The 19,442-nt window shown below is 71.6% G+C and carries 19 protein-coding genes, 3 tRNA genes and 1 pseudogene; 15 read left to right on the plus strand and 8 right to left on the minus strand.

Annotated features, from left to right (window positions below):
- Nucleotides 1-15: 15 nt before the first annotated feature.
- Genes AB0B66_RS03960 through AB0B66_RS03970 form a run of 3 tightly spaced genes read right to left on the minus strand, consistent with a single transcriptional unit; the run spans nucleotide 16 to nucleotide 1,944 of the window.
- Nucleotides 16-744 (minus strand): thioredoxin domain-containing protein, encoded by a 729-nt coding sequence (locus tag AB0B66_RS03960; protein WP_360522486.1) that lies wholly within the window; start codon nucleotides 742-744, stop codon nucleotides 16-18.
- Between the two features lie 21 nt (nucleotides 745-765).
- Complete coding sequence (locus AB0B66_RS03965; protein WP_360522489.1) at nucleotides 766-1,335, minus strand: MauE/DoxX family redox-associated membrane protein; 570 nt, start codon at nucleotides 1,333-1,335, stop codon at nucleotides 766-768.
- 30 nt (nucleotides 1,336-1,365) lie between these two features.
- Nucleotides 1,366-1,944, minus strand: coding sequence for a sigma factor-like helix-turn-helix DNA-binding protein (locus AB0B66_RS03970; RefSeq protein ID WP_360522943.1), 579 nt, complete (start codon nucleotides 1,942-1,944; stop codon nucleotides 1,366-1,368).
- A 190-nt stretch (nucleotides 1,945-2,134) separates the two neighbouring features.
- On the opposite strand from AB0B66_RS03970, the gene AB0B66_RS03975 reads away from it, so the two are divergent.
- The 4 genes from AB0B66_RS03975 to AB0B66_RS03990 all read left to right on the plus strand — a co-directional run bounded on the left by AB0B66_RS03975 (nucleotide 2,135) and on the right by AB0B66_RS03990 (nucleotide 6,685).
- Nucleotides 2,135-2,782, plus strand: a complete 648-nt coding sequence (locus AB0B66_RS03975) for a hypothetical protein (RefSeq protein WP_360522492.1) — start codon at nucleotides 2,135-2,137, stop codon at nucleotides 2,780-2,782.
- A 113-nt stretch (nucleotides 2,783-2,895) separates the two neighbouring features.
- A complete protein-coding gene (locus tag AB0B66_RS03980) occupies nucleotides 2,896-4,578 on the plus strand; it encodes a copper resistance protein CopC (protein ID WP_360522495.1) in 1,683 nt (560 codons plus the stop codon).
- A 39-nt stretch (nucleotides 4,579-4,617) separates the two neighbouring features.
- Complete coding sequence (locus AB0B66_RS03985) at nucleotides 4,618-5,313, plus strand: YcnI family protein (RefSeq protein ID WP_360522946.1); 696 nt, start codon at nucleotides 4,618-4,620, stop codon at nucleotides 5,311-5,313.
- Between the two features lie 136 nt (nucleotides 5,314-5,449).
- On the plus strand, nucleotides 5,450-6,685 hold the full coding sequence (locus AB0B66_RS03990) for a hypothetical protein (protein ID WP_360522498.1): 1,236 nt from the start codon (nucleotides 5,450-5,452) through the stop codon (nucleotides 6,683-6,685).
- A gap of 143 nt (nucleotides 6,686-6,828) precedes the next feature.
- On the opposite strand, the gene AB0B66_RS03995 is transcribed toward AB0B66_RS03990, so the two are convergent.
- Complete coding sequence (locus AB0B66_RS03995) at nucleotides 6,829-8,040, minus strand: glycosyltransferase 87 family protein (RefSeq protein ID WP_360522501.1); 1,212 nt, start codon at nucleotides 8,038-8,040, stop codon at nucleotides 6,829-6,831.
- 105 nt (nucleotides 8,041-8,145) lie between these two features.
- On the opposite strand from AB0B66_RS03995, the gene orn reads away from it, so the two are divergent.
- Nucleotides 8,146-8,751 (plus strand): oligoribonuclease, encoded by a 606-nt coding sequence (gene orn, locus AB0B66_RS04000; RefSeq protein WP_360522949.1) that lies wholly within the window; start codon nucleotides 8,146-8,148, stop codon nucleotides 8,749-8,751.
- A 97-nt stretch (nucleotides 8,752-8,848) separates the two neighbouring features.
- A tRNA-His gene (locus AB0B66_RS04005) sits at nucleotides 8,849-8,924 on the plus strand.
- 188 nt (nucleotides 8,925-9,112) lie between these two features.
- Here AB0B66_RS04005 and AB0B66_RS04010 read toward each other — a convergent pair.
- Nucleotides 9,113-10,369, minus strand: a complete 1,257-nt coding sequence (locus tag AB0B66_RS04010; RefSeq protein WP_360522952.1) for an Ig-like domain-containing protein — start codon at nucleotides 10,367-10,369, stop codon at nucleotides 9,113-9,115.
- Nucleotides 10,370-10,564: 195 nt separating this feature from the next.
- Nucleotides 10,565-11,839, minus strand: coding sequence for an Ig-like domain-containing protein (locus AB0B66_RS04015; protein ID WP_360522504.1), 1,275 nt, complete (start codon nucleotides 11,837-11,839; stop codon nucleotides 10,565-10,567).
- Between the two features lie 314 nt (nucleotides 11,840-12,153).
- On the opposite strand from AB0B66_RS04015, the gene AB0B66_RS04020 reads away from it, so the two are divergent.
- Nucleotides 12,154-12,229 (plus strand) — tRNA-Lys (locus AB0B66_RS04020).
- A gap of 79 nt (nucleotides 12,230-12,308) precedes the next feature.
- A pseudogene (locus AB0B66_RS04025) lies at nucleotides 12,309-12,446 on the plus strand (dethiobiotin synthase); the annotation flags it as partial.
- A 17-nt stretch (nucleotides 12,447-12,463) separates the two neighbouring features.
- Here the strand turns inward: AB0B66_RS04025 and AB0B66_RS04030 are convergent.
- Nucleotides 12,464-13,744: an MFS transporter gene (locus tag AB0B66_RS04030; RefSeq protein WP_360522507.1), complete on the minus strand. Its 1,281-nt coding sequence runs from the start codon at nucleotides 13,742-13,744 to the stop codon at nucleotides 12,464-12,466.
- A gap of 20 nt (nucleotides 13,745-13,764) precedes the next feature.
- Nucleotides 13,765-14,415 (minus strand): helix-turn-helix domain-containing protein, encoded by a 651-nt coding sequence (locus AB0B66_RS04035; RefSeq protein WP_360522510.1) that lies wholly within the window; start codon nucleotides 14,413-14,415, stop codon nucleotides 13,765-13,767.
- A gap of 360 nt (nucleotides 14,416-14,775) precedes the next feature.
- Here AB0B66_RS04035 and AB0B66_RS04040 point away from each other — a divergent pair, with 360 nt between their 5' ends.
- The 7 genes from AB0B66_RS04040 to AB0B66_RS04070 all read left to right on the plus strand — a co-directional run bounded on the left by AB0B66_RS04040 (nucleotide 14,776) and on the right by AB0B66_RS04070 (nucleotide 19,436).
- Nucleotides 14,776-16,134: a radical SAM protein gene (locus AB0B66_RS04040; RefSeq protein WP_360522513.1), complete on the plus strand. Its 1,359-nt coding sequence runs from the start codon at nucleotides 14,776-14,778 to the stop codon at nucleotides 16,132-16,134.
- Nucleotides 16,135-16,328: 194 nt separating this feature from the next.
- The gene (locus AB0B66_RS04045) at nucleotides 16,329-16,604 is read left to right on the plus strand and encodes a type II toxin-antitoxin system RelE/ParE family toxin (RefSeq protein WP_360522955.1); all 276 of its coding nucleotides are present in this window, start codon (nucleotides 16,329-16,331) and stop codon (nucleotides 16,602-16,604) included.
- Nucleotides 16,601-16,915, plus strand: a complete 315-nt coding sequence (locus tag AB0B66_RS04050) for a helix-turn-helix transcriptional regulator (RefSeq protein WP_360522516.1) — start codon at nucleotides 16,601-16,603, stop codon at nucleotides 16,913-16,915. The genes AB0B66_RS04045 and AB0B66_RS04050 overlap by 4 nt, the downstream gene beginning before the upstream one ends.
- A gap of 260 nt (nucleotides 16,916-17,175) precedes the next feature.
- Nucleotides 17,176-17,334, plus strand: coding sequence for a hypothetical protein (locus AB0B66_RS04055; RefSeq protein ID WP_360522519.1), 159 nt, complete (start codon nucleotides 17,176-17,178; stop codon nucleotides 17,332-17,334).
- Between the two features lie 123 nt (nucleotides 17,335-17,457).
- Nucleotides 17,458-17,585: transfer RNA gene (locus AB0B66_RS04060), tRNA-OTHER, on the plus strand.
- A 229-nt stretch (nucleotides 17,586-17,814) separates the two neighbouring features.
- Nucleotides 17,815-18,525, plus strand: a complete 711-nt coding sequence (locus AB0B66_RS04065) for a hypothetical protein (RefSeq protein WP_360522522.1) — start codon at nucleotides 17,815-17,817, stop codon at nucleotides 18,523-18,525.
- Nucleotides 18,522-19,436, plus strand: coding sequence for a cobalt transporter (locus tag AB0B66_RS04070; RefSeq protein WP_360522525.1), 915 nt, complete (start codon nucleotides 18,522-18,524; stop codon nucleotides 19,434-19,436). The genes AB0B66_RS04065 and AB0B66_RS04070 overlap by 4 nt, the downstream gene beginning before the upstream one ends.
- Nucleotides 19,437-19,442: the final 6 nt, after the last annotated feature.

Here is a 19,442-nt window from a genome sequence, read left to right on the forward strand (position 1 = left end):
CTGCTCCTGCTCAGGTCAGCTCGCCGACGGGGTGGCTCCGCCGGCGGCGGCGACCGCGGCGGCGATCTGCGCCGCGCTCGCCTGGGTGGGCTTGCCGTTGACCAGGACGGTCGGGGTGCCGGTGACCCCGGCTCGGCCGGCCTCCTCGCTGACGTGGTTGGTCCAGGTGAGGAAGCGCTTGTCGCGTACGCACTGGGCGAAGTCGTCGCCGAGCCCGGCCTGCCGGCCGAGCACGATCAGATCGTCGTCGGTGGGCCCGGCCCCGCCCTCGGCGGGCTGGTTGTCGAACAGCACGTCCGAGAACTCGGTGAACTTGCCGTACTCGGCGGCGCAGCCCGCGGCGGCCGACGAGCGCGTCGAGTACCGGTTGGTGGACGCGCCGTCGAGGTACGCCACCGGGTGCGTCACCAGGGTGATCTTGCCGTCGGCGGCGAGCTGCGCGATCGAGGCGGCGGCCTCGTCGTGGAAGCTCTTGCAGTGCGGGCAGAGGTAGTCGACGTACTCGTCGACGACGACCGGCCCGCTGCCGGTGACGATGCCGTTGCCGGCGGCGTTGGCGCCCCGAGGGGCGGTGTAGTCCGTCGTCTTGGAGCCCGCGTAGATGCCCCAGCCGATCAGACCGGCGATGACCAGCGCCGACACCGCGGCGATGGAGATCCACATGGTGCGCTTGCGGCGCTGCTCCTTGGCGATCTGGTCCCGCACCATCCGGGCAGCCGCGTTCTGGTCCTTCCGGCTGCTCATGCGCTCACCCGCCCGGCGCGGTCAGGCCCGTTCGCGGCGGGGCGCGGTGTGCTCGCTCGATTCACTTTCTTCCTCCAGCACGTCGTCATCCGCCGGGAGTCCGGCGGAGAACGGTCGGTCCAGTCGTGCGTCGAGGGAGAAACGGCTGACCGGGTAGATGATCAAAAAGATGGCCATCGCGAGGAAGGCCACATCCCGGAAGATCTCCGGAAGATAGTTGGGCGTCACCCCGGGCGGCAGCTGCCCGCCCTTGCTGAAGCACCCGCAGTCGATGTTCAGGCCGCGGGCCCAGGCCGAGCTGATGCCCGCGATGAAGGCGACCATCATGCCCGCCGACAGCCACGCGGCCAGCCGGGTGGCGAGGCCCACCAGCAGCAGCAGGCCGACGACGATCTCCACGAAGGGCTGGATCGCGCCGACGACCATCGCGGCGTCGTACGACATGATCTGGTACGCGTTCACGGCGCGGCCGTTGGCGGCCAGGTCGGTGACCTTGAGCCCGCCCGCGACCAGGAAGATCCCGGCCAGACCGAGCCTGACCAGCAGGCTCACCCACGGCTGGGCCCTGCTCCAGCCGGTGCGCTCGTCCATCGTTCTCCTCCTTCGCCCCCGCGCGCCGCCTCAGGCGGCTAAGGCGCTAACGACGTCGTCCACCAGTTCGGCGCGGGCACGCGCGACCCGGGACCGGATCGTGCCGACCGGCACCTCCTGCACCGCGGCCGCCTGCTCGTACGACAGCCCCAGCAGCTGGGTCAGCACGAACGCCTCCCGGCGCTCCGGGGACAGCCGGTCGAGCAGCTGCGCCGCCCCGACCTGGCCCGCCGGGTCCGGATGCGGCCCGCTGACCAGCACCTGTGCGGCCAGGCGGACGCCCAGCCGGCGCTGCCTTACCACCGTACGCAGATGGTCGGCGCAGGTCCGCCGGGCGATGCCGAGCAGCCAGGTGCGCACCGTCGAGCGCCCCTCGAACGCGGGCAGCGCCCGGAACGCCCGCAGATACGTCTCCTGAGTGAGATCGTCCGCGCTGCCCGGGTCGACCAGGGCGGCCACGAACCGCCATACCTCGGCCTGGGTGGACCGCACGAACGCGGCCTGCGCCACCGGGTCGCCGGTGCGGGCGGCCAGCGCCCACTCGGTGGCCGGGTCGACGGCGGAATCCGCCTGCCGCGCCTGGGCCGCGGCGAGCGGCAGCTCGATCATCGGGGCCGGTTCCGCGCGCCCGCCATCCCGGGCGACGGGGACACCGTCGTCCGCGAGCGTGTCGTCTCGTGGCACGGGGGGCACGGGGAGCAAGCCTAACCGCCGTCCGGGCCCACTCCGGGCGGTGACGGCACGCGTGTCCTGGGACACCGGCGGGAACTGAACGGCCCCGCGCGGCGACTACCCGCCCATGACGAACTGCGACGAGGTGCGCGTCGGGCTGTCCGCGCGGCTGGACGGCGAGGCCGACGCCTGGGCCGCGCAGGCCGGGCTCGCGGCGGACGTGTTCGACCGGCACCTGGCCGGGTGCGCGGACTGCCGCACCTGGTCGCGGGCCGCCGAGCAGCTCACCCGGGCGGTGCGCGTGCAGGCGGTCGCGGTGCCCGACCTGACCGCGCCGATCCTCGCCGCGGTCGCGGCCGAGCGGCACGGCGCGGCGTCGGCCGCCCGGCGGCAGGCGCAGGGGCGGCGGCAGATCCTGCGGATCGCGCTCGGTGCGACCGCCGTCGTCCAGGTTCTGCTGGCGCTGCCGGTGCTGTTCGCGGGCGGCGGCGACCTGCACACCGGCCGGGAGGCGGCCTCGTTCGACATCGCGCTCGCGGTCGGCTTCGCGCTGGCCGCCTGGCGGCCGGACCGGGCCCGCGCGTTCGTGCCGGTGGCCTTCGTGCTCGCCGCCTGCCTGATCATGACCAGCGCGTTCGACGTCGCCGAGGGCGTGACCGCGCTGGCCCACGAGATCGGCCACGCGGCGGCGCTGGCGCAGGCCGGGCTGCTCTGGGCATTGAGCCGCACCACCACCTCGCGCGAACCCGCCCGCCCCGTTACGGTCGCCCCGTGAGTCAGATGACTGCCCCCCGCAGCACCCCCGCGCCCCATGATCACTCGACTTGCCAGGCACCTGTGCGAATGAGTGGTCAAGATACGCACGTATGCCAGGCAAGTCCGACGATCATGGACGGCGCGCACGGCGCGAGCGGCGCGCACGGCGCACGTGGCCGGCGGGCGCGGCGCGGCCGGGTGCGGGCGCTGCTGGCCGCGGTGGCGTTCCTGGCGTTGACGCTGCTGCCCGCCTCTCCGGCGTACGCGCACGCGGCGCTGCTGCGCACCAGTCCGCCCGCCGGGTCGGTGGTGCCCGAGGCGCCCCGGGACGTGACGCTGACGTTCAGCGAGCCGGTGTCGCCGGTCGCCGACAAGATCCGGATCATCGGGCCGGACGGGCAGCGGGCCGACCGCGGCAAGCCCACGGTCGAGGGCAACGTGCTGAGCATCGGGCTGCGCGAGGACGCCCCCAAGGGCACCTACCTGGTCAGCTACCGGGTGATCTCGGCGGACAGCCACCCGATCCCGGGCGGGTTCACCTTCTCGGTCGGCGCGCCCTCGGCCACCCCGACGGCGCTGCCCGAGGAGAAGGTCGACACCACGATCCGCAACCTGATCGCGATCGCCAAAGCGATCGGCTACGCCGGACTGGTGCTGCTGGTCGGCCCGGTGCTGGTGCTGACGCTGCTGTGGCCGGCCCGGCTCAGCCAGCGCGGACCCCGCCGGGTCATGTGGACCGGCTTCGGCGTGGTCGCCCTGGTCACCCTCGCCGGCCTGTACCTGCAGGCCCCGTACTCGACCGGCAGCAGCCTGACCGGGGTCACCGGCGGCGACCTCGGCGACGTGCTGGGCAGCCAGTACGGCATCGCGCTGCTGGTGCGACTGGCGCTGCTGGCGGTGGCCGCGTTCCTGGTGCGCCCGCTGCTGGCCGGGCGTGACGGCATCGTGGACCGGGTGCTGCTGCTCGCCGTCGCCGCCGGGGCCGCGCTGACCTGGCCGCTGGCCGGGCACCCGGCCGCGTCGCCGGTGCCCGCGGTGTCGGTGGTCGTCGACGCGCTGCACCTGGCCGGCGCGGCGGTGTGGCTGGGCGGCCTGCTCATGCTCGCCTGCTTCCTGCTGCGCCAGGCCGACAACCGCGAGCTGGGCGCGATCCTGCCGATCTGGTCGCGCTGGGCGGCGCTGGCCGTGTCGACCGTGCTGCTGGCCGGCGTCGTGTCCGGGCTGATCCAGATCGGCACGCCGCAGGCGCTGGTCGACACGACGTACGGGCAGCTCATGATCGCCAAGATCGTGCTGGTGGGCCTGATCCTGGCCGCGGCCTTCTTCGCCCGGCGGTGGACGAACAACGGGGCCGCGGACAACCCGCACCCGCTGCGCCGGGTCGTCACCACCGAACTGGCCATCGCTGCCGTCGTGCTGGCGGTCACCGGCGCGCTGACGCAGACCACCCCGGCGCGCACCGCGCAGGAGACCGCGCAGCTGCCCGCCCAGCCGGTCATCTACTCCTCGACCCTGACCAGTTCGCTGTACACGCTGCAGGTGGAGGTCGACCCGGCGAAGCTCGGCGACAACGCGGTGCACCTGTACGCGTACAAGGCCGACGGCTCGCCGCTGCCGGTCGTGGAGTGGAAGGCCACCGCGGCGCTGCCCTCGGCCGGCATCGAACCGATCACGTTCCCGCTGCTCAAACTCACCGACAACCACGCCAGCGGGCAGGTCACCCTGCCCACGCCCGGAGACTGGCAGCTGCGCTTCACCCTTCGCCTCTCCGAGATCGATCAGGATTCGGTCACCGCGACGGTGCCGATCTCATAGCGCTCGGTTCCGAGCCGTACGAAAGGTCCAGGCATGAAGATGACGCGCCGGTTCGGCGTGGTCGCGATGACGGTGCTCGGCCTGCTGGCCGTCGCTGTGCCCGCGTCGGCCCACGTCACGGTCAACCCGAAGGAGGCCGTGCAGGGCGGCTACGCCCGCGTGGCGTTCCGGGTGCCGAACGAGTCCGACGACACGAACACCACCAAGATCGAGGTGTACCTGCCGGAGGACGCCCCGGTCGCGTCGGTCACCACGATGCCGGTGCCCGGCTGGACGGTCGCCGTGGCCAAGCGCAAGCTGACCACCCCGATCGAGGTGCACGGCAGCCCGGTCAGTGAGGTCGTCTCCACGCTGACCTGGACCGCCACCTCGCCCGACGCGGCGGTCAAGCCCGGCCAGTTCCAGGAGTTCCCGGTGTCCATGGGCCCGCTGCCCAAGGTCGACAAGATGGTCTTCAAGACGCTGCAGACCTACTCCGACGGCACGGTGGTGCGCTGGATCGAGCCGCCGGCCAACGACGGCGCGGAGCCGGAGAGCCCGGCCCCGGTGCTGACGCTGCTGCCCGCGGCGGCGGGTGCGGCGGCGACCCCGGCGACGGACAACACCCTCGCCGTCGGGGACACCAAGGGCAGCGACACGGACTGGTTCGGCGTGGCGGGCCTGATCGCGGGCGTTTTGGCGCTGATCCTCGCCGGTCTGGCGCTGGCGCGTACCCGCAAGGAGCCGGTGCGCTAGTCATCCGCACGGTCGTCATCGGCCGGGTGCCCGCATCTGCCGGGCGCCCGGCCGCGTTGTCCCGGGAGAGCGCGCCTCGATCATTGGTGCGCGGAGAGCCTCGCCGCCCCACCGGCGAGCCCTGGGAGGTCACCCGATGCGCGCTGTCCGTGTTGTCGTCGGTCTGCTGGCCCTGCTCGTGGCGGTGCCCGCGCTGGCCGCGGGCGGCGGAGCGGCCTGGCTGTCCGGGCACGACAGCCCCGACGGGGCGTTCCACGCGACAATCGCCCCGCCGAAGGACCCGAACCGGGTGCTGGTCGTGCCCGACCTCGACGCCCTGCTGCAGCGCGACGTTCCGTACGCGCGGGTCGGCACGACCACGCTGCGGCTGTCGGCCAGCTCGGCGAGCACGCCCGCGTTCATCGGCGTCGCCGCGCCCGACGAGGTCGCCGCGTACCTGGCGGGCATCCGCTACACCGAGGTGGCGCAGACCGTCATCGGGACGGGGCCGGTGGTGCTGCGTACCAACCGGATGGACGCGCCCGGCCGGGATCCGCGCGACCCGCTGGCCCAGGGGTTCTGGCTGCGGCAGGGGCTGGGCTCGCTGTCCTGGAACCCGCAGCTGGACCGGGGCCGGCACCTGGCCTTGGTCGTGGTGCTGCGGGACACACCGGCGGGCGAGCCCGCGCTGCCGTCGGACGCCGCCACCCTGGACGTCGCGCTCAGCGCGAGCTGGCTCGGCTCGGCCTCCTGGGGCCTGCTCATCTTCGGCATGGTGCTGCTGATCCTGGCGTTCGTGACCCTGTCCTGGCCGGCCCGGACGGGTGAGCCGCCGGCCGACACGGACGGCGACGGCGCGCTGACCGCACTGCTGTCGGACCACACCCGGCCGGTGCTGCCCGGCGACCCCGACGCGGTCACCGTGCTGCCCGCGCCCGGGCAGCGTGCACCGCAGGAAACCGAGCCGGGGGTGCGCAGCCCGCAGGCACCGGGGCCGGGCGACCCCGCGTCGCAGGGGTTCGAGCCGGGCACGCGCGCGCCGCTGACCGTTCCGTGGGCCGGGGCGCCCTACACGGGCCCGGCCGCCGCGCCGATGACGACCTGCCTGCAGGCCGCCGACACGGTGCCGGACCCCAGGCTCGCCGACACGGTGCCCGGGATCGATCTCGGCGACACGATGCCCGGCGACACGATGCTCGGCGTCAGGACGGCCGACGTCACCGTGCCCGCGATGCGGGCCGTCGCCGCGCCCGAGCTGCCGTGGCCACCGCTGCGCGGCACGCTGCCCGCGACGGAGCCGGTCCGGGAAGTGATCACCGAGGAGTTCCTGCGGGTGTGGCTGCCCCGGCCGGGCTGCGAGTTGCGGCTGGACCGCCCGCGTCAGCGCGCCTGAGCGCAAGTCGAGCGGCCCGCACGTACCGGCGTACGGGCCGCTCTCACCGGGGGAACGGTGTCACCACTTGGGGACCTGTCCCGGGGGAGACGTTGTCCCTGCCGTTCACGCTACGGCAAAACCGTCAGAACGGACAAGACTGGCTATATGGCCCTTGACGTGGGATAATCCCCTGGTCGATTGATCGGCAGGAAGACCAGCAGCACCAGGCTGAGCAGGACGTACGCGTTGCGGGCCAGGAACAGCCCCACGGTGTCCGTGGGCACCGCGTCCACGCCCCAGTCCACCAGCGAGACCACACCGATCACGCACACGGCGTACACGCCCGCGGCGAAGGCCAGCCAACCCCACCGGCGACCGGCCCGCGCCCGCTGCGCCGCGGCGAGCAGGGTCACCATCGCCGGCACGAACCAGTACAGGTGGTGCGGCCAGGTGATCGGGCTGATCAGGCCCGACACGAGGCCGGTCAGCGCCAACCCGGTGACCACGTCCCCGGCCAGCCCGGCCCGCGCCGCGCGCCACATCCCGAAAGCCAGCACCGCCAGCGCCAGCAGCAGCCACAGCCACTTCGCGGGCTGCTCCGGCGCGACCAGGCGGGCCAGCAGCCCCTGCAGCGACTGGTTGCCGGTGTAGTCCAGGCGGCCCACCCGGGCGGTGTCCCACAGGGCCGAGGTCCAGAAGTCCCACGAGGCGCGCGGCGCGATCGCGGCGGCCAGCAGGGTCACGCCCGCGGCCGCGCCCATCGCCGTGAACGCCGCCCGCCACTGCCTGGTGACCAGCAGGTACACGATGAACAGGCCGGGGATCAGCTTCAGCGCGGTGGCCACGCCGATGCCGACGCCGGTCCACTTCGAGCCGCGCGGCCCCAGTACCAGCAGATCCATCATGATCAGCAGGATCAGCAGCATGTTGATCTGGCCGAACGTGATCGTCTCGCGCAGCGGCTCGATCACCAGCACCAGCGGCGCGGCGATCGCCACCGCATACCAGGCCGGCCACCCCTGCCGCCGGGCCAGCGGCGCCACCAGCCAGTACGTCGTCACCACCACCGCGGCGACGGTGCCCAGCGTGAACAGCGCCTGGGTCACGCCCAGCGGCAGCAGCCCGAACGGGAACAGCAGCAGCGCCGCGAACGGCGGGTACGTGAAGTACAGCGCGCCCTGCACCCGGTCGGGCTGGGCGTAGTCGTAGAGGTCGTGCCCGTCGCCCCACCAGTTCACGGCGGACATGTAGATCTTCAGGTCGAAGAAGCCGTGCTCCACCCGCAGCCGCCAGAAGGCCACGGCGGCCAGCGCGAGCACGGCTATCACGGTGAGCACCCGCACGAGCGGGTCGCGGGTGCGGACCTGAGACATGGTCGCCACCCTATCCGCCAGGCGGCCGGCGGGGCACGCCCGTGGGCCCGACAGTGGCGGCACTGACAGTGCGCCCATACGGCGTACGCTGTGCCGGTGGGAGATCTGCGAAGCGCCGACCATCTGGTATGGATCGACTGTGAGATGACCGGCCTGAACCTGGGCAGCGACGCCTTGATCGAGGTAGCGGCCCTGGTCACCGATGCCGACCTGAACGTGCTGGGCGACGGGGTGGACGTCGTGATCCACACCGACGACGCCGCCCTCGACGGCATGGTCGACGTGGTGAAGCAGATGCACGAGAAATCGGGCCTGACCGAGGCGGTGCGCCGCTCCACGGTGACCGTCGAGCAGGCCGAGGACATGGTGCTCGAATACATCACCAAGTACGTCACCGAGCCGCGCACCGCGCCGCTGTGCGGCAACTCGATCGCCACCGACCGCGGCTTCATCGTCCGGGACATGCCCCGCCTCGACACGCACCTGCACTACCGCATGATCGACGTGTCGTCGGTGAAGGAGCTGTGCCGCCGCTGGTACCCCCGGGTGTACTTCGGCCAGCCGGAGAAGGGCCTGGCCCACCGGGCCCTGGCCGACATCCGCGAGAGCATCCGCGAACTGCGCTACTACCGCGAGGCGATCTTCGTCCCGCAGCCCGGCCCGGACGTCGACGAGGCCAAGCGCATCGCCGCGACGATGGTCCTGCCATAAGTAGTCGGGGACACAGCGATACCCGCTCGACGTGGCGCCGGGGGGTATGGCTATCATTGGTCAGTCGCCGCGGCCGCACGGTCAGCGGCGTGCAATGGTGGTCGTAGCTCAGCTGGTAGAGCACCGGGTTGTGGTCCCGGGGGTCGCGGGTTCGAGTCCCGTCGATCACCCCAGATGAGAAAGCCCCGGCGGGATTCCGCCGGGGCTTTTCGCTTGCCCGCCGCCCCCCCACGCCCCCGGCCCTTCGGGCCGGACGCGCTTCGGGCCGCAACTCTTAAAGAGTCGCGGCCCGAGAGGCGGTCTGAAGGCGCGACTCTTTAAGAGTTGCGCCAGGTGGTGGCGGTGGTGGCCGGGCTGGGCGTCAGGCGCTGGGGGTGCCGGAGACGGCCGGGGACGGGGTGGCGGACGGGTCGGTCGACGGGTCCGGGGTCGGGTCGGCCGGGGGGACGTACGGGATGGCGCTGCCCTTGACGTACTGCTCCCAGGTCTTGTCCCAGTCGGTCCAGCCGTTGCCGTAGTCCAGCTCGCGGGGCGTGCCCTTGGTCGTGATCGGCGTGCCGACCAGCGTGTTGGCGAACAGCCAGGCCGCGTTGGCCATGGACACGTTCACGCAGCCGTGCGACACGTTGCGGCGGCCCTGGTGCTGCACCGACCACGGCGCGGCGTGGATGAACTCGCCGCCCCAGGTCATCCGCTGCGCGTACTCCACCGGGGTGCGGTAGCGGTTGGCCGGGTTCGGGGCGTCCATCGTGTCGAAGACGGTGTTCCGCTTCTTCTCGATGATGATCATCGTGCCGCTGGACGACGGCATGGTGGGACGGCCCAGGCTGACCGGGATCGTCTTGATCACCTTGCCGTCCTTGTGCACCGTCATCTTGTGGGTCTTGTCGTCGACCCGCAGCTGGAGGTCCGGCCCGACCTTGCAGACCAGCGTCGAGTCACGGCGGCCGTAGTAGCCGCCGCCCATCGGCAGGCCGCCGGCCCGCACCGTCACGTTGATCTGCGTGCCGGCCTGCCAGAACGTCTTCGGCCGCCAGTGCAGCTCACGGGCGGTGTACCAGGTCCAGATGCCTTCCTGGAGCGGCTGGGTCTCCACCATCAGCCGGCGCTGCACCGCGGCCCGGTCGGCCTTGGCGATGTCCCGGCTGGTCTTGAAGATCAGCACCATGCCGACGCCGATCACGGCGTTGTCGGCGAGGAAGCTGCTGATGCCGACCAGCTTCGTCGGCTTGGCCATGGTGGTGAACGTGCTGGTGGCGGTGGCGGGCTTGCCGTCGTCACCGGTCGCGGTCACCGTCGCCGTGTACGTCGCGCCGAAGGCCAGCGCCTTCTCCGGCAGCCAGCCGGCGCCGTCCGGGTGCATCGCGCCCGGCACCTCGGCGCCGTTGGCGTCCTTCAGCGAGACCGTGGTCTGCACGGCTTCGGTCGCGGCGAACACGATCTCCGCGCTCGCCGGGACGTTCTTGGCGTCGGCGGCCGGGCCGCTGATGGTGACGGTCGCCTTCGGCGGCGTCTCGGCCGGCTTGTCGCCGTCACCGGTCGAGCCGTTCCAGATCGGGGACTTGTCGCCCGTGCAGGCAGCCAGGCCGGCCACTCCGGCGACACCCGCACCGGCCAGGCCGAGCGCGGTGAGCGCGCGCCGCCGGGTCATGGACATGGGGGCGGGGAGATCGGGGGTGGGCATAGGCTCCTCACCAAGATCGAGGGGTGTGTGCGCGAGGCGCTTGTCCAATACTGCCTCAAAGACGCTCGATCAAGGTTACGCGTTGCATCCAGTGAGCACGACCACCGACGCATACAGTGACAAAACGGGCTAGTTGATCGAATCTGTCGGGGACGGGACCGCCGCCGAGGGCGACGCGCTCACCGACGGTGACGGAGCCACCGCGGGTACCGGCTCCAGCAGTTCCTGCGGCACCGGCAGCGCGCTGCCCTTGACGAACTCCTTCCAGCTCAGGTCCCACGCGGTGAAGCCGTTGCCGCGTTCCAGCTTCACCCCCGTGCCCTTGACCGTCACCGGGTCGCCCACGTGCGTGTTCTGGAACAGCCAGACCGCGTTGCTGGGGGAGACGTTCAGGCAGCCGTGCGACACGTTGCGGTTGCCCTGGTCGCCGACGCTCCACGGAGCCGAGTGGATGAACTCCCCGCCCCAGGTCAGGCGCTGCGCGTACTGGATCTGCACCCGGTACTGGTCGCCCGGCTCGCCGGTGGTGTCGAAGATGGTGGACTCCTGCTTGTCCATGATCACCATGGTGCCGGAGGACGACGGCGTGCTCGCCTTGCCCAGGCTCACCGGCATCGACTTCACCTTCTTGCCGTTGCGGAAGACGTCGATGTGCTTGTTCGAGTTCTTGACGATCAGCTCCAGCTTCTCGCCCGCGATCTTCGCGGTGGCCTTGCGGTCGTCGTCGCCGTACCGGCCCTCGCCCATCGGCAGGCCCTTCAGCGCCGCCCGCACGCTGAGCACCGTGCCCGGCTTCCAGTACTCCGGCGCCCGGTAGGTCACCTGCCGCCCGCTCATCCAGTGCCACACCCCCGGCTGGGCCGGCGTCGTGGTCACGAACAGCCGCGACTCCACCTGCGCCCGCGACTTCTCGGGGATCTGCTCCGAGAACTCCACGACGACCGGCATCGCGACCCCGTAGGTGTGGTCGTCGAACAGGTACATGCCCGTGCCGACCTGCCGCTGCGGCTCCGCCATCGTGGTGAACGAGGTCGACTTCGTGATCGCCCGGCGGCCGTCGGTGGCCGTCACGGTGACCGAGTAGCGGCCCTTGTAATCCAGGGGCTTGTCCGGGATCCAGGCGCTGTTGTCGGGGCGCATCCGGCCGGTCAGGAGTCGGCCTTTGGCGTCGGCCAGGGCTACCGAGCGGACCGAGGCGTTCGCGGTGGTGATGCCGATCTCGGTGCTGACCGGCAGGTCCTTCTGTTCGGCTGCCGGGGTGAGTTCCAGGGTCTGGGCGGGTGGGGCCGGTTGGGGGGCCGCGTTCTGCTTGAAGCCGGCGGGGTCGCCGGTGTCGCAGGAGCCCAGTGGTACGAGGACCGCGGCCGTTGCCGCGGCGATGCCGAACCTGCGCAGTGCACCCATGACGCCACCTACCCGTTACCGCCGATATGTCCCGGTTCACATATTGCCGCAGGCGGGTGGGGCGTGTGGGCGGTTCTGACGGAATCTCGGGATCTGGCGTGGCGACACGGATGATCTTTGCGTGAGCGTGCTCACAGGGCGGGGTTGTGACGCTCCGTGGTGGGGAGGTTCGGGCGGTGTGGCGCGTCGTTGTGGGGTGATATGCGGTGTTCTGGAGGGCGGTTTGGGGCGGTTTGGGAAGGCGCACCGCGAGTCCGCTAACCGATTGGAGAACCCCCGGATCGTCATGCTAAGGTTCTCTCCGTTGCCAACGAGCGCCGCTAGCTCAACTGGCAGAGCAGCGGACTCTTAATCCGCGGGTTCGGGGTTCGAGTCCCTGGCGGCGCACCACTGGTGTCGAGGGCGTATAGCTGAGAAGCTATACGCCCTCGATCTTTATGCGCTCCACGTGGGGCCGGGATCCAACTAGCTGCACGGACTGCTCCCGGACGGCGCGGGCGCCATCGAGCCCGGCGTCTTTCGCCGCAGCGCCCCGGGCTGGCTCAGCCCCACCCTGCACGGCGACTGCACCGACCCCCGCACCCTCGCCGAGCTCGACAAGGAGTGACCGCGCGCCTCCGGCCGTCACAGCGCCGCCCTGCGCAGCGGGGTGACGGCCAGCGCGGCGAGCGCGGTGAACAGCTCGGCGGCGGCGCAGATGACGAAGGACGCGGGCAGCGACGTGGCCTCCACCAGCGCGCCGAACGCCGTGTAGGACACCGGGACGAGGCCGAGCGCGGAGAAGGTCACCAGTGCCATGACCCGGCCCAGGTATCTCGTGTGGGTTCTGGCCTGGACCAGGCCGAGCAGCAGCGCCGAGGCGGGGCCGGAGGTCACGCCGAGTGCGGCGGCGGCTCCCACGGCGACCAGCAGGCTGGGGCTGAAACCCAGCGCTCCGATGCAGAGACTGCCCGCGATCACCCAGATCAGGCCGACGGCGGCCGGTCGCCGCCGGGGCCGGAAGCGGACCACCGACAGGGCGCCGACGGTCGCCCCGGTGCCGAAGCCGGCGATGATCGCGCTGAATCCTGCGGCCTGCCAGCCCCGGGCGTCTGACAGCAGGGCCACCCCGACGTTGAGCGGTGCGGCGATGGCGAGGTTGAGCACGGTGACGACGAGCAGCACCGGCCCGAGCACCGGCTCGCGGATCGCGTACGCGAGGCCGCCGCGCAGCGCCCGCCAGGTGCCCTCGGGCTCGCTCGGCCCGGCCGGGTGGGTGTGGTCGGCGGACGGGCGCAGCCGCAACGCGCGCAGGATCACCAGCGCCGCCACGAACAGCAGCGCGTTGGCCGCGGCGGCCGCGCTCAGCCCGCCCAACGCGACGATCAGCCCGCCCACCGGGGCCCCGACGATCGTGGCGACCCGCTCCAGGGTCTGCACCAGCCCTTGCCCGGCCGGCAGCGCGTCGCGGGGGAGCAGCTGCGGCGGCAGCGCGGCGGCGGCCGGCATGTGCGCGGCGTCGACGGCGCCGAAGACCATCGCGACGAGGGCGAGCGTCCACAGCCGCGGCTCCGCCGCGACCGCGAGCGCCACCGCGGCGAGCATCGTGACCACCCGCGCCGCCTGGCTGACGAGGGTCACCCGCAGCGCACCCCAGCGGTCGGCGAGGGTGCCTCCGAACAGGATCAGCACCGCCCGGGGCAGCGATCCCGCGGCCAGCACGAACGAGGCCTGGGCGGGGTTGTCCAGGCGGGTGGCCGCCCAGGCCAGGGCCACGAACCAGACCTGGTCGCCCAGCAGCGACAGACCGAATCCCGCGAGGTAGCGCAGGAAGCCGCGGTCGCGCCACACGGCGGGGGGCGCGTCGGCCCGTGTCGCCTCGGGGACGTCGACAGGGCCGGTGGCGGCCCGGGGGGTGGTCGTCACGGGTCCTCCGCTTCGCGGGGTCAGGCCGGGTTGCCGCGGGACGGGCCGGGGCGGTCGTCGAACGGGAACGCGTGGGTGAAGACGAAGACCTGCTCGCGGTCGGTGTCGTCGCCGCGCCGGGCACCCTGGGTCGCCGCCCGGGACGCCTCGCCCCACTTGTTCATCACGGCGTGCAGGTCCGCGGCGAACTCCCGCAGCTCGTCCAGGCTCAGGTGGAGCACCGTGTCGGTGGCCACCGCGGCGCCGGCCCAGTCCGGACCCCACTGCTCGGCCCCGGCCGCCTGCCACGCGTGCAGGCGTTCGAGCTGGCGCGCGACCAGCACCTGCTGCGCGGAGGCGAGTGCCTCGCGCCCGGCGGGCTGGCCCTCGAAGTCGGCGTTGGACCAGCGCACGCCGCCTGGGATGGCACGCCACCAGCGCTCGCGCCCGTCCTTGCCCAGCTCGGGCGCCTCTTCGATGTAGCCGTGCTCCGCGAGCTGGCGGAGGTGATAGCTGAGCGATCCCGGCGCGCCGGGCACGTACGCGGACAGTTTGGATGCCGTTGCCGGCCCGCCCGTGGCCAGCACCTCGTAGAGCCTCAGCCGGACCGGATGCGCGATGGCGCGCAGAGTTCGGAGATCGGTGATACGCGCCGTGGTCTTCGCCGCGGTCGCGCGTGGTTCCTTCGCCATGGCGCCATCCTATCAGATCCACAAAAAAATTTGTACATCTCCTATTGCGCGACTGCTATTGCGCAAATGTTCGCGTGGACTTTAGTGTCGATGGCAGCTCTTCCGGAAGGAAGAACGATCACGGGGAGGTGAATAGCATGTTCATCGAGGTCTTCGAGCTCGCCGAGCGCGACGCTGCGTCGTCAAGGGCTGATCCGCCCGACGCCCCGGAGCCGGTGAGCCGGCTCCCGGAGGTCGCCACGTCGGCCTCCTTCGCCAACAGCGCGCCAGTGCACCGGATGACGACCGCCCTTTCGGGCCAGTTCGAAGCCGGTGCACTGGCGTGTCTGCTCTCATCGACCGTCCAGCGGGGGACCTACCATGACCATGACCATCGAAGCCGCACCCGACATGCCTTCCGCCAACCGGCCCGGCCGCCTGCTGGCGGGCAGGGACGGCTGGTGGGCTGTGCACGAGGACCGCGTGGCCCGCCTACCCGGGCACGCCGCGCGGGAGACCGCCCACGGGCCCGAACTCGTCGACGAGGCCCGCGTGGCGCTGGAGGACCAGCACTTCTTCGCCGCGCCCGTGCAGACCACGTACGCGATCACCGTGCTCACCGCGACGGCCTGCAACCTCGGCTGCTCGTACTGCTTCCAGAACACCGCGCTACCGGCGGAGGGCTCGTTCGCGCCGCCGCGCATGCCCAAGGCGGTGCTGTCCGGCGAGGACGTGACCCGGATCGCCGACTTCGTACGCGGGCAGATGGCCCGCTACGGGTTCACCGAGTCGAGCCTGCTGCTGTTCGGCGGCGAGCCGCTGCTCAACCCGGCCGGCGCGCTGGACATGCTGCGTGCCATGCAGCCGCTGGGCCTGCACAAGGCCGAGATCATCACCAATGGGGTGCCGCTGACCAGGAGCCGCGCCGTCGAGCTGGCCGACGCCGGGCTCAGGCGGGTGCAGATCACGTTCGACGGGGCTCGGCACAACCACGACACGATCCGGGTGACCCGCAACGGCAAGGGCACGTACGACACGATTTTGCGCAACGTCCGCAACGCCGCCGAGGCCACCGACCTCAGCTGGCACTTCCGGGTGAACATCTCGCACCGCACCGTCGATTCGCTCGGCGCGCTCGTCGAGGATCTCGCCGCGGCGGTGCCGGCCGAGCGGGCGAGCCTGCACCTGGCCCTCATCGACGACATCGGTCTGGGCTACGACAACAAGGTCGCCTACACCGACGACTACCTGGAGAAGGTCGTCGCGCTGCACGACCAGGCCATCGGCCACGGAATGTACATCCCGCTGTCGAAGCCGCTCACCGCCTGCCAGTACTGCTCTGCCTTCGGCGGCACCCGGGGCGCCGTCGTCAACGCCGACGGCCGGCTCTACAACTGCTGGGAGACGGCGGGCCGCGACGAGGCGTGGGTCGTCGGCGACGTGAGCACCGGGCTTCCTGCCCGACGACGTCATCCGGGACCGCTGGGTCGCCTGCGACTTCGACATCAAGTCCCACGGCTCCCACGAGCAGACCCGGAAGTTCTTCGACCGGGTCGACGCCGCCGCGCTCGACGCCATGTACGAGCAGCGCCGCCGCCGCGCCACGATCTGATCACCCCAGCGACGGCCGCCGCCCCCGACCGGAGCCGTCACCCGGTCGGCGACGGCGGGCCGCTCAGCGACCGGGGGCGGGCGGCGACGGCGGACGGCGAAGGTGTCGGGCATGCCGAAGTAGGCTGAGGCCGCAGCCTGCTCGCCGATGGCACCGTATGGCCGTCGATCTCGGGGTATAGCTTGAGCTATAGTTGCGCCTGTGAGCCCTGCGGAGCAACGCCGTTGGAACGTGCGTACCAGCGCAGAGGTGCGCGAGTGGCTGCGTGAGTTTGCGCAAGGACGACGCCGACTCCTACCGCAGTGTCAACGTCGCGATCGACATGCTGGCCGAGACCGGGCCGGCGCTCGGTAGACCACTCGTCGACACGCTCAAAGGCTCCTTCCTGGCCAACCTCAAAGAGCTTCGGCCACGATCAGGCCGCGACGTGTCCATTCGGATCCTGTTCGTCTTCGACCCGTGGTCCCAGGCGGTTCTGTTGGTCGCCGGCAACAAGGCCGGGAACTGGGACGGCTGGTACAGGCAGGCGATTCCCAAGGCTGAGACTGGTTACCGAGCGTGGCTCGAGTTCGAGCAGAAGAGGAGGCAGGGGCTATGACCGACTTCCACGATTGGGAAGACGTGCGGGCCGAGTTGCACGACGGCGACGACGCTGCGCTGGAGAACGAGCGGGCCCGTACCCTCGCCTGGGCGCATGCCTATCACCTTGCGGAGGAGCGTCGCCGGCTCGGGCTGACCCAACGCGACGTGGCTCGCCTGATGAACGTCACCCCTGGCCGGGTGAGCCAGATCGAGAACGGTGACCTCGACGTCAACGAGGTGGCGACGCTCAGCCGGTATGCCCAGGCGCTGGGCGCGCGTATGCGCATCATCTTCGACTACGGCGACGACCTGCGGCAGATCGCCTGACGTTCCGCGCGGCCCTGATGGTCGAGGTAGGCGGCTGGTCGCAGTCGATGCCGGAGGTGGGTGGTGTCGGCAGTCCACCGTCTGCATGTGGATGTCGGCCCAGTCATCGAGCACGCAATGCGAATGACGTCGCGGCCCGGCGCGGTTAGGGTCGCGGCATGGCAGCGGACTCCGATGAGTGGGTGACCGTGTTCTACTTCAGCAGCATCAAGGCCCGGGTGTGGCACCGGGCCTGGGAGCGTTGACTGTTCCGGTGGGGCATGGACTGGGACCCGTTCACCGCTGACGACATGCGTCTCACCCACTACACGGTGGGGCGCGCCGACGGGACCCATGGTTGCTCCTGGGTCTGCACGGTGCGGGCGAGCGCGTTGCGGCGCCTGGGCATCGAGCCGCCCGAGGTGCGGAAGCTGGACTGACCACTCCGCGTTCGTCGCGGGCGGCGAGCCAGGACCGGCTGAGGGTGCGGCAGTCGTCGCCGCGGTCGGCATCGCGTCGGGAACTGTGATGCGTTGCCGATGAGATCGGGCGATACTGCGGTCGGACCGGTGGCAGAGCCGGGTTATTGCAGCGCCGAGAGCCGGACGCCGGGCACGCACGGGCGGTTCGAAGACGCGTGGGGCCGCTGGCGTGCCAAGCCCCACCGGGGGTTCGAATCCCCTTCGGTCCGCGCGTCGACCCCGGCTGGGGTCAGCCCGGTGGGGCGAGTCCCGGCTCCAGCGTTCTGCACGCTCGGCTGCCGTCCGCTTCCGCACCGTGATTGATCAACTGACTGTTCATGTGGACGATCCCCGCAGATCACCGCTGTCACCCGGTGAGTTCTCGAACGCTCGGCAGTGTCCCTGGCTGGTTGCGCTCCCAGCGCGCCACAGCACCTCAGGGATCCGGAGCGTCCTCCCTTGCCCCCATACGCACATCGGCCGCGTCGCGGCGCGACGATCGTCCTCGCACTGTCGGCCTTCACCGCCACCCTGCTCGCACCCGCCCCGGTGCAAGCGCACCCGTTCGGGGATCCGCAGACCGTCGCCATAGCCGCCGACGCCGCACGCCCCGAGGTCGTACACGTGCGCTGGAAGGTCGGCGGCGTCGACGACCTGACGCTGCTCGGGGTGTCGCTCGGCCTGCTCCCGCAGGACCGGGTCATGCTCGACGGCGCGGTGTTCTACCAGGACTCCGACGCAGCGGCGATTGGCCCGTCGACCGAGTTCTCCGCCTACCTGCTGAAGCAGATCACGGTCACCAGCAACGGTTTGGCGTGTGCGGGGGCGGTCGCCCCGCCGAACGATCTGGCCCGGACCGGCGTGACCATCGACTACACGTGCGCTGGACCGGTCGGCACGGTGGCGGTCGCGGTCCGGACCCTGACCGACCTCAACCCCGCGTACCGCACGCTCGCCACGGGCCCCGGCGGCGCACGCGCGGTGTACACGTCCGACCAGGCCTCGCATGACTGGGTACTCGGCGACGCGCCTGCGCAGGCCGCCCCGGACCTGGGCCGCAGCGCCGCCGTCCAGATCACGGCAGTGGTCGGCGGCGTGCTGGTCGCCGCCGTCGCCGCGCTGCTGGTGTGGCGCTGGTCGGGCCGTCGCCGTCGGCGGGTCGCGCGATGACTGCCGCGATACCCACCGCGTCCATTGCGGACCAGTTGCAGAGCATCATCCAATCGCCGGGGGTGCCGCCGCTCGCGTTCGGGCTCGCGTTCGTCGCGGGCGCGGTGCACGCGGTGGCTCCGGGGCACGGCAAGAGCCTGGCTGCGGCGTACCTCATCGGGTCGCGCGGCCGGATTCGCGACGCCGCCTGGCTCGGCGGCTCGGTGGCCGTGATGCACACCGTCTCGGTCCTCGTCATCGGCCTGGCCTGGACGTTCCTGTCCCTCTCGGACGTGCTGCGCATGGAGGAGCTGACCGGCTGGCTGCAACTGCTCGCCGGCCTGCTCGTCCTGGCCACCGGCCTCGCCCTGGTGCGTCGCCACGTCCGTGGCCACGGCCATTCGCACAGCCACAGCCACAGCCACAGCCACGGCCACTCGCACAGCCACAGTCATTCGCGCGGCCACGCTCATTCGCACGACCTTGACCACGCGCAGAGCCCTGACGACGAGCACGGCCCTGACCGCGCGCACATCGCCGACTCCGGCCACGTCCACGATGCCGATCCCCACAACGTGGACGGCCACGGTCATGGCTCCGGCAGGCGGCCCGGTCTGGTGCTGCTCGGGGTTTCCGGTGGCCTCACGCCGTCCCCGGCCGCGTTCCTCGTGCTGGTGACCGGGCTGTTCATCGGGCGGCCCGGGTTCGCGCTGCTGCTGGTGATGACGTTCGGCGTCGGGATGGCCGTCGTGCTGTTCGGCGTCGGCCTGCTCGCGATCGCGGGCAGTTCCGTGGTCGTCCGGGGTGCCCGGTCGAGCGGGGTCCTGCGTCTGGCCACCCGGGTGGCCCCTGTTCTCGCCGCCGCCGGCATCACGTTGTTCGGCGTCGGTGTCACCGCTGTCGCAGCGGTGCAGCTCACGAATGTCACCTAAGGAGAC

The sequence above is a fragment of the Catellatospora sp. NPDC049111 genome (assembly GCF_040648615.1).
GTDB classification, from domain to species: domain Bacteria; phylum Actinomycetota; class Actinomycetes; order Mycobacteriales; family Micromonosporaceae; genus Catellatospora; species Catellatospora aurea.

Coding starts and splice junctions, on each gene's coding strand:
- AB0B66_RS03960 (WP_360522486.1), bottom strand. CDS start 744: ATGAGCAGCCGGAAGGACCAGAACGCGGCTGCCCGGATGGTGCGGGAC.
- AB0B66_RS03965 (WP_360522489.1), bottom strand. CDS start 1,335: ATGGACGAGCGCACCGGCTGGAGCAGGGCCCAGCCGTGGGTGAGCCTG.
- AB0B66_RS03970 (WP_360522943.1), bottom strand. CDS start 1,944: ATGATCGAGCTGCCGCTCGCCGCGGCCCAGGCGCGGCAGGCGGATTCC.
- AB0B66_RS03975 (WP_360522492.1), top strand. CDS start 2,135: ATGACGAACTGCGACGAGGTGCGCGTCGGGCTGTCCGCGCGGCTGGAC.
- AB0B66_RS03980 (WP_360522495.1), top strand. CDS start 2,896: ATGGACGGCGCGCACGGCGCGAGCGGCGCGCACGGCGCACGTGGCCGG.
- AB0B66_RS03985 (WP_360522946.1), top strand. CDS start 4,618: ATGACGCGCCGGTTCGGCGTGGTCGCGATGACGGTGCTCGGCCTGCTG.
- AB0B66_RS03990 (WP_360522498.1), top strand. CDS start 5,450: ATGCGCGCTGTCCGTGTTGTCGTCGGTCTGCTGGCCCTGCTCGTGGCG.
- AB0B66_RS03995 (WP_360522501.1), bottom strand. CDS start 8,040: ATGTCTCAGGTCCGCACCCGCGACCCGCTCGTGCGGGTGCTCACCGTG.
- AB0B66_RS04015 (WP_360522504.1), bottom strand. CDS start 11,839: ATGGGTGCACTGCGCAGGTTCGGCATCGCCGCGGCAACGGCCGCGGTC.
- AB0B66_RS04035 (WP_360522510.1), bottom strand. CDS start 14,415: ATGGCGAAGGAACCACGCGCGACCGCGGCGAAGACCACGGCGCGTATC.
- AB0B66_RS04040 (WP_360522513.1), top strand. CDS start 14,776: ATGACCATGACCATCGAAGCCGCACCCGACATGCCTTCCGCCAACCGG.
- AB0B66_RS04045 (WP_360522955.1), top strand. CDS start 16,329: ATGCTGGCCGAGACCGGGCCGGCGCTCGGTAGACCACTCGTCGACACG.
- AB0B66_RS04050 (WP_360522516.1), top strand. CDS start 16,601: ATGACCGACTTCCACGATTGGGAAGACGTGCGGGCCGAGTTGCACGAC.
- AB0B66_RS04055 (WP_360522519.1), top strand. CDS start 17,176: ATGGACTGGGACCCGTTCACCGCTGACGACATGCGTCTCACCCACTAC.
- AB0B66_RS04070 (WP_360522525.1), top strand. CDS start 18,522: ATGACTGCCGCGATACCCACCGCGTCCATTGCGGACCAGTTGCAGAGC.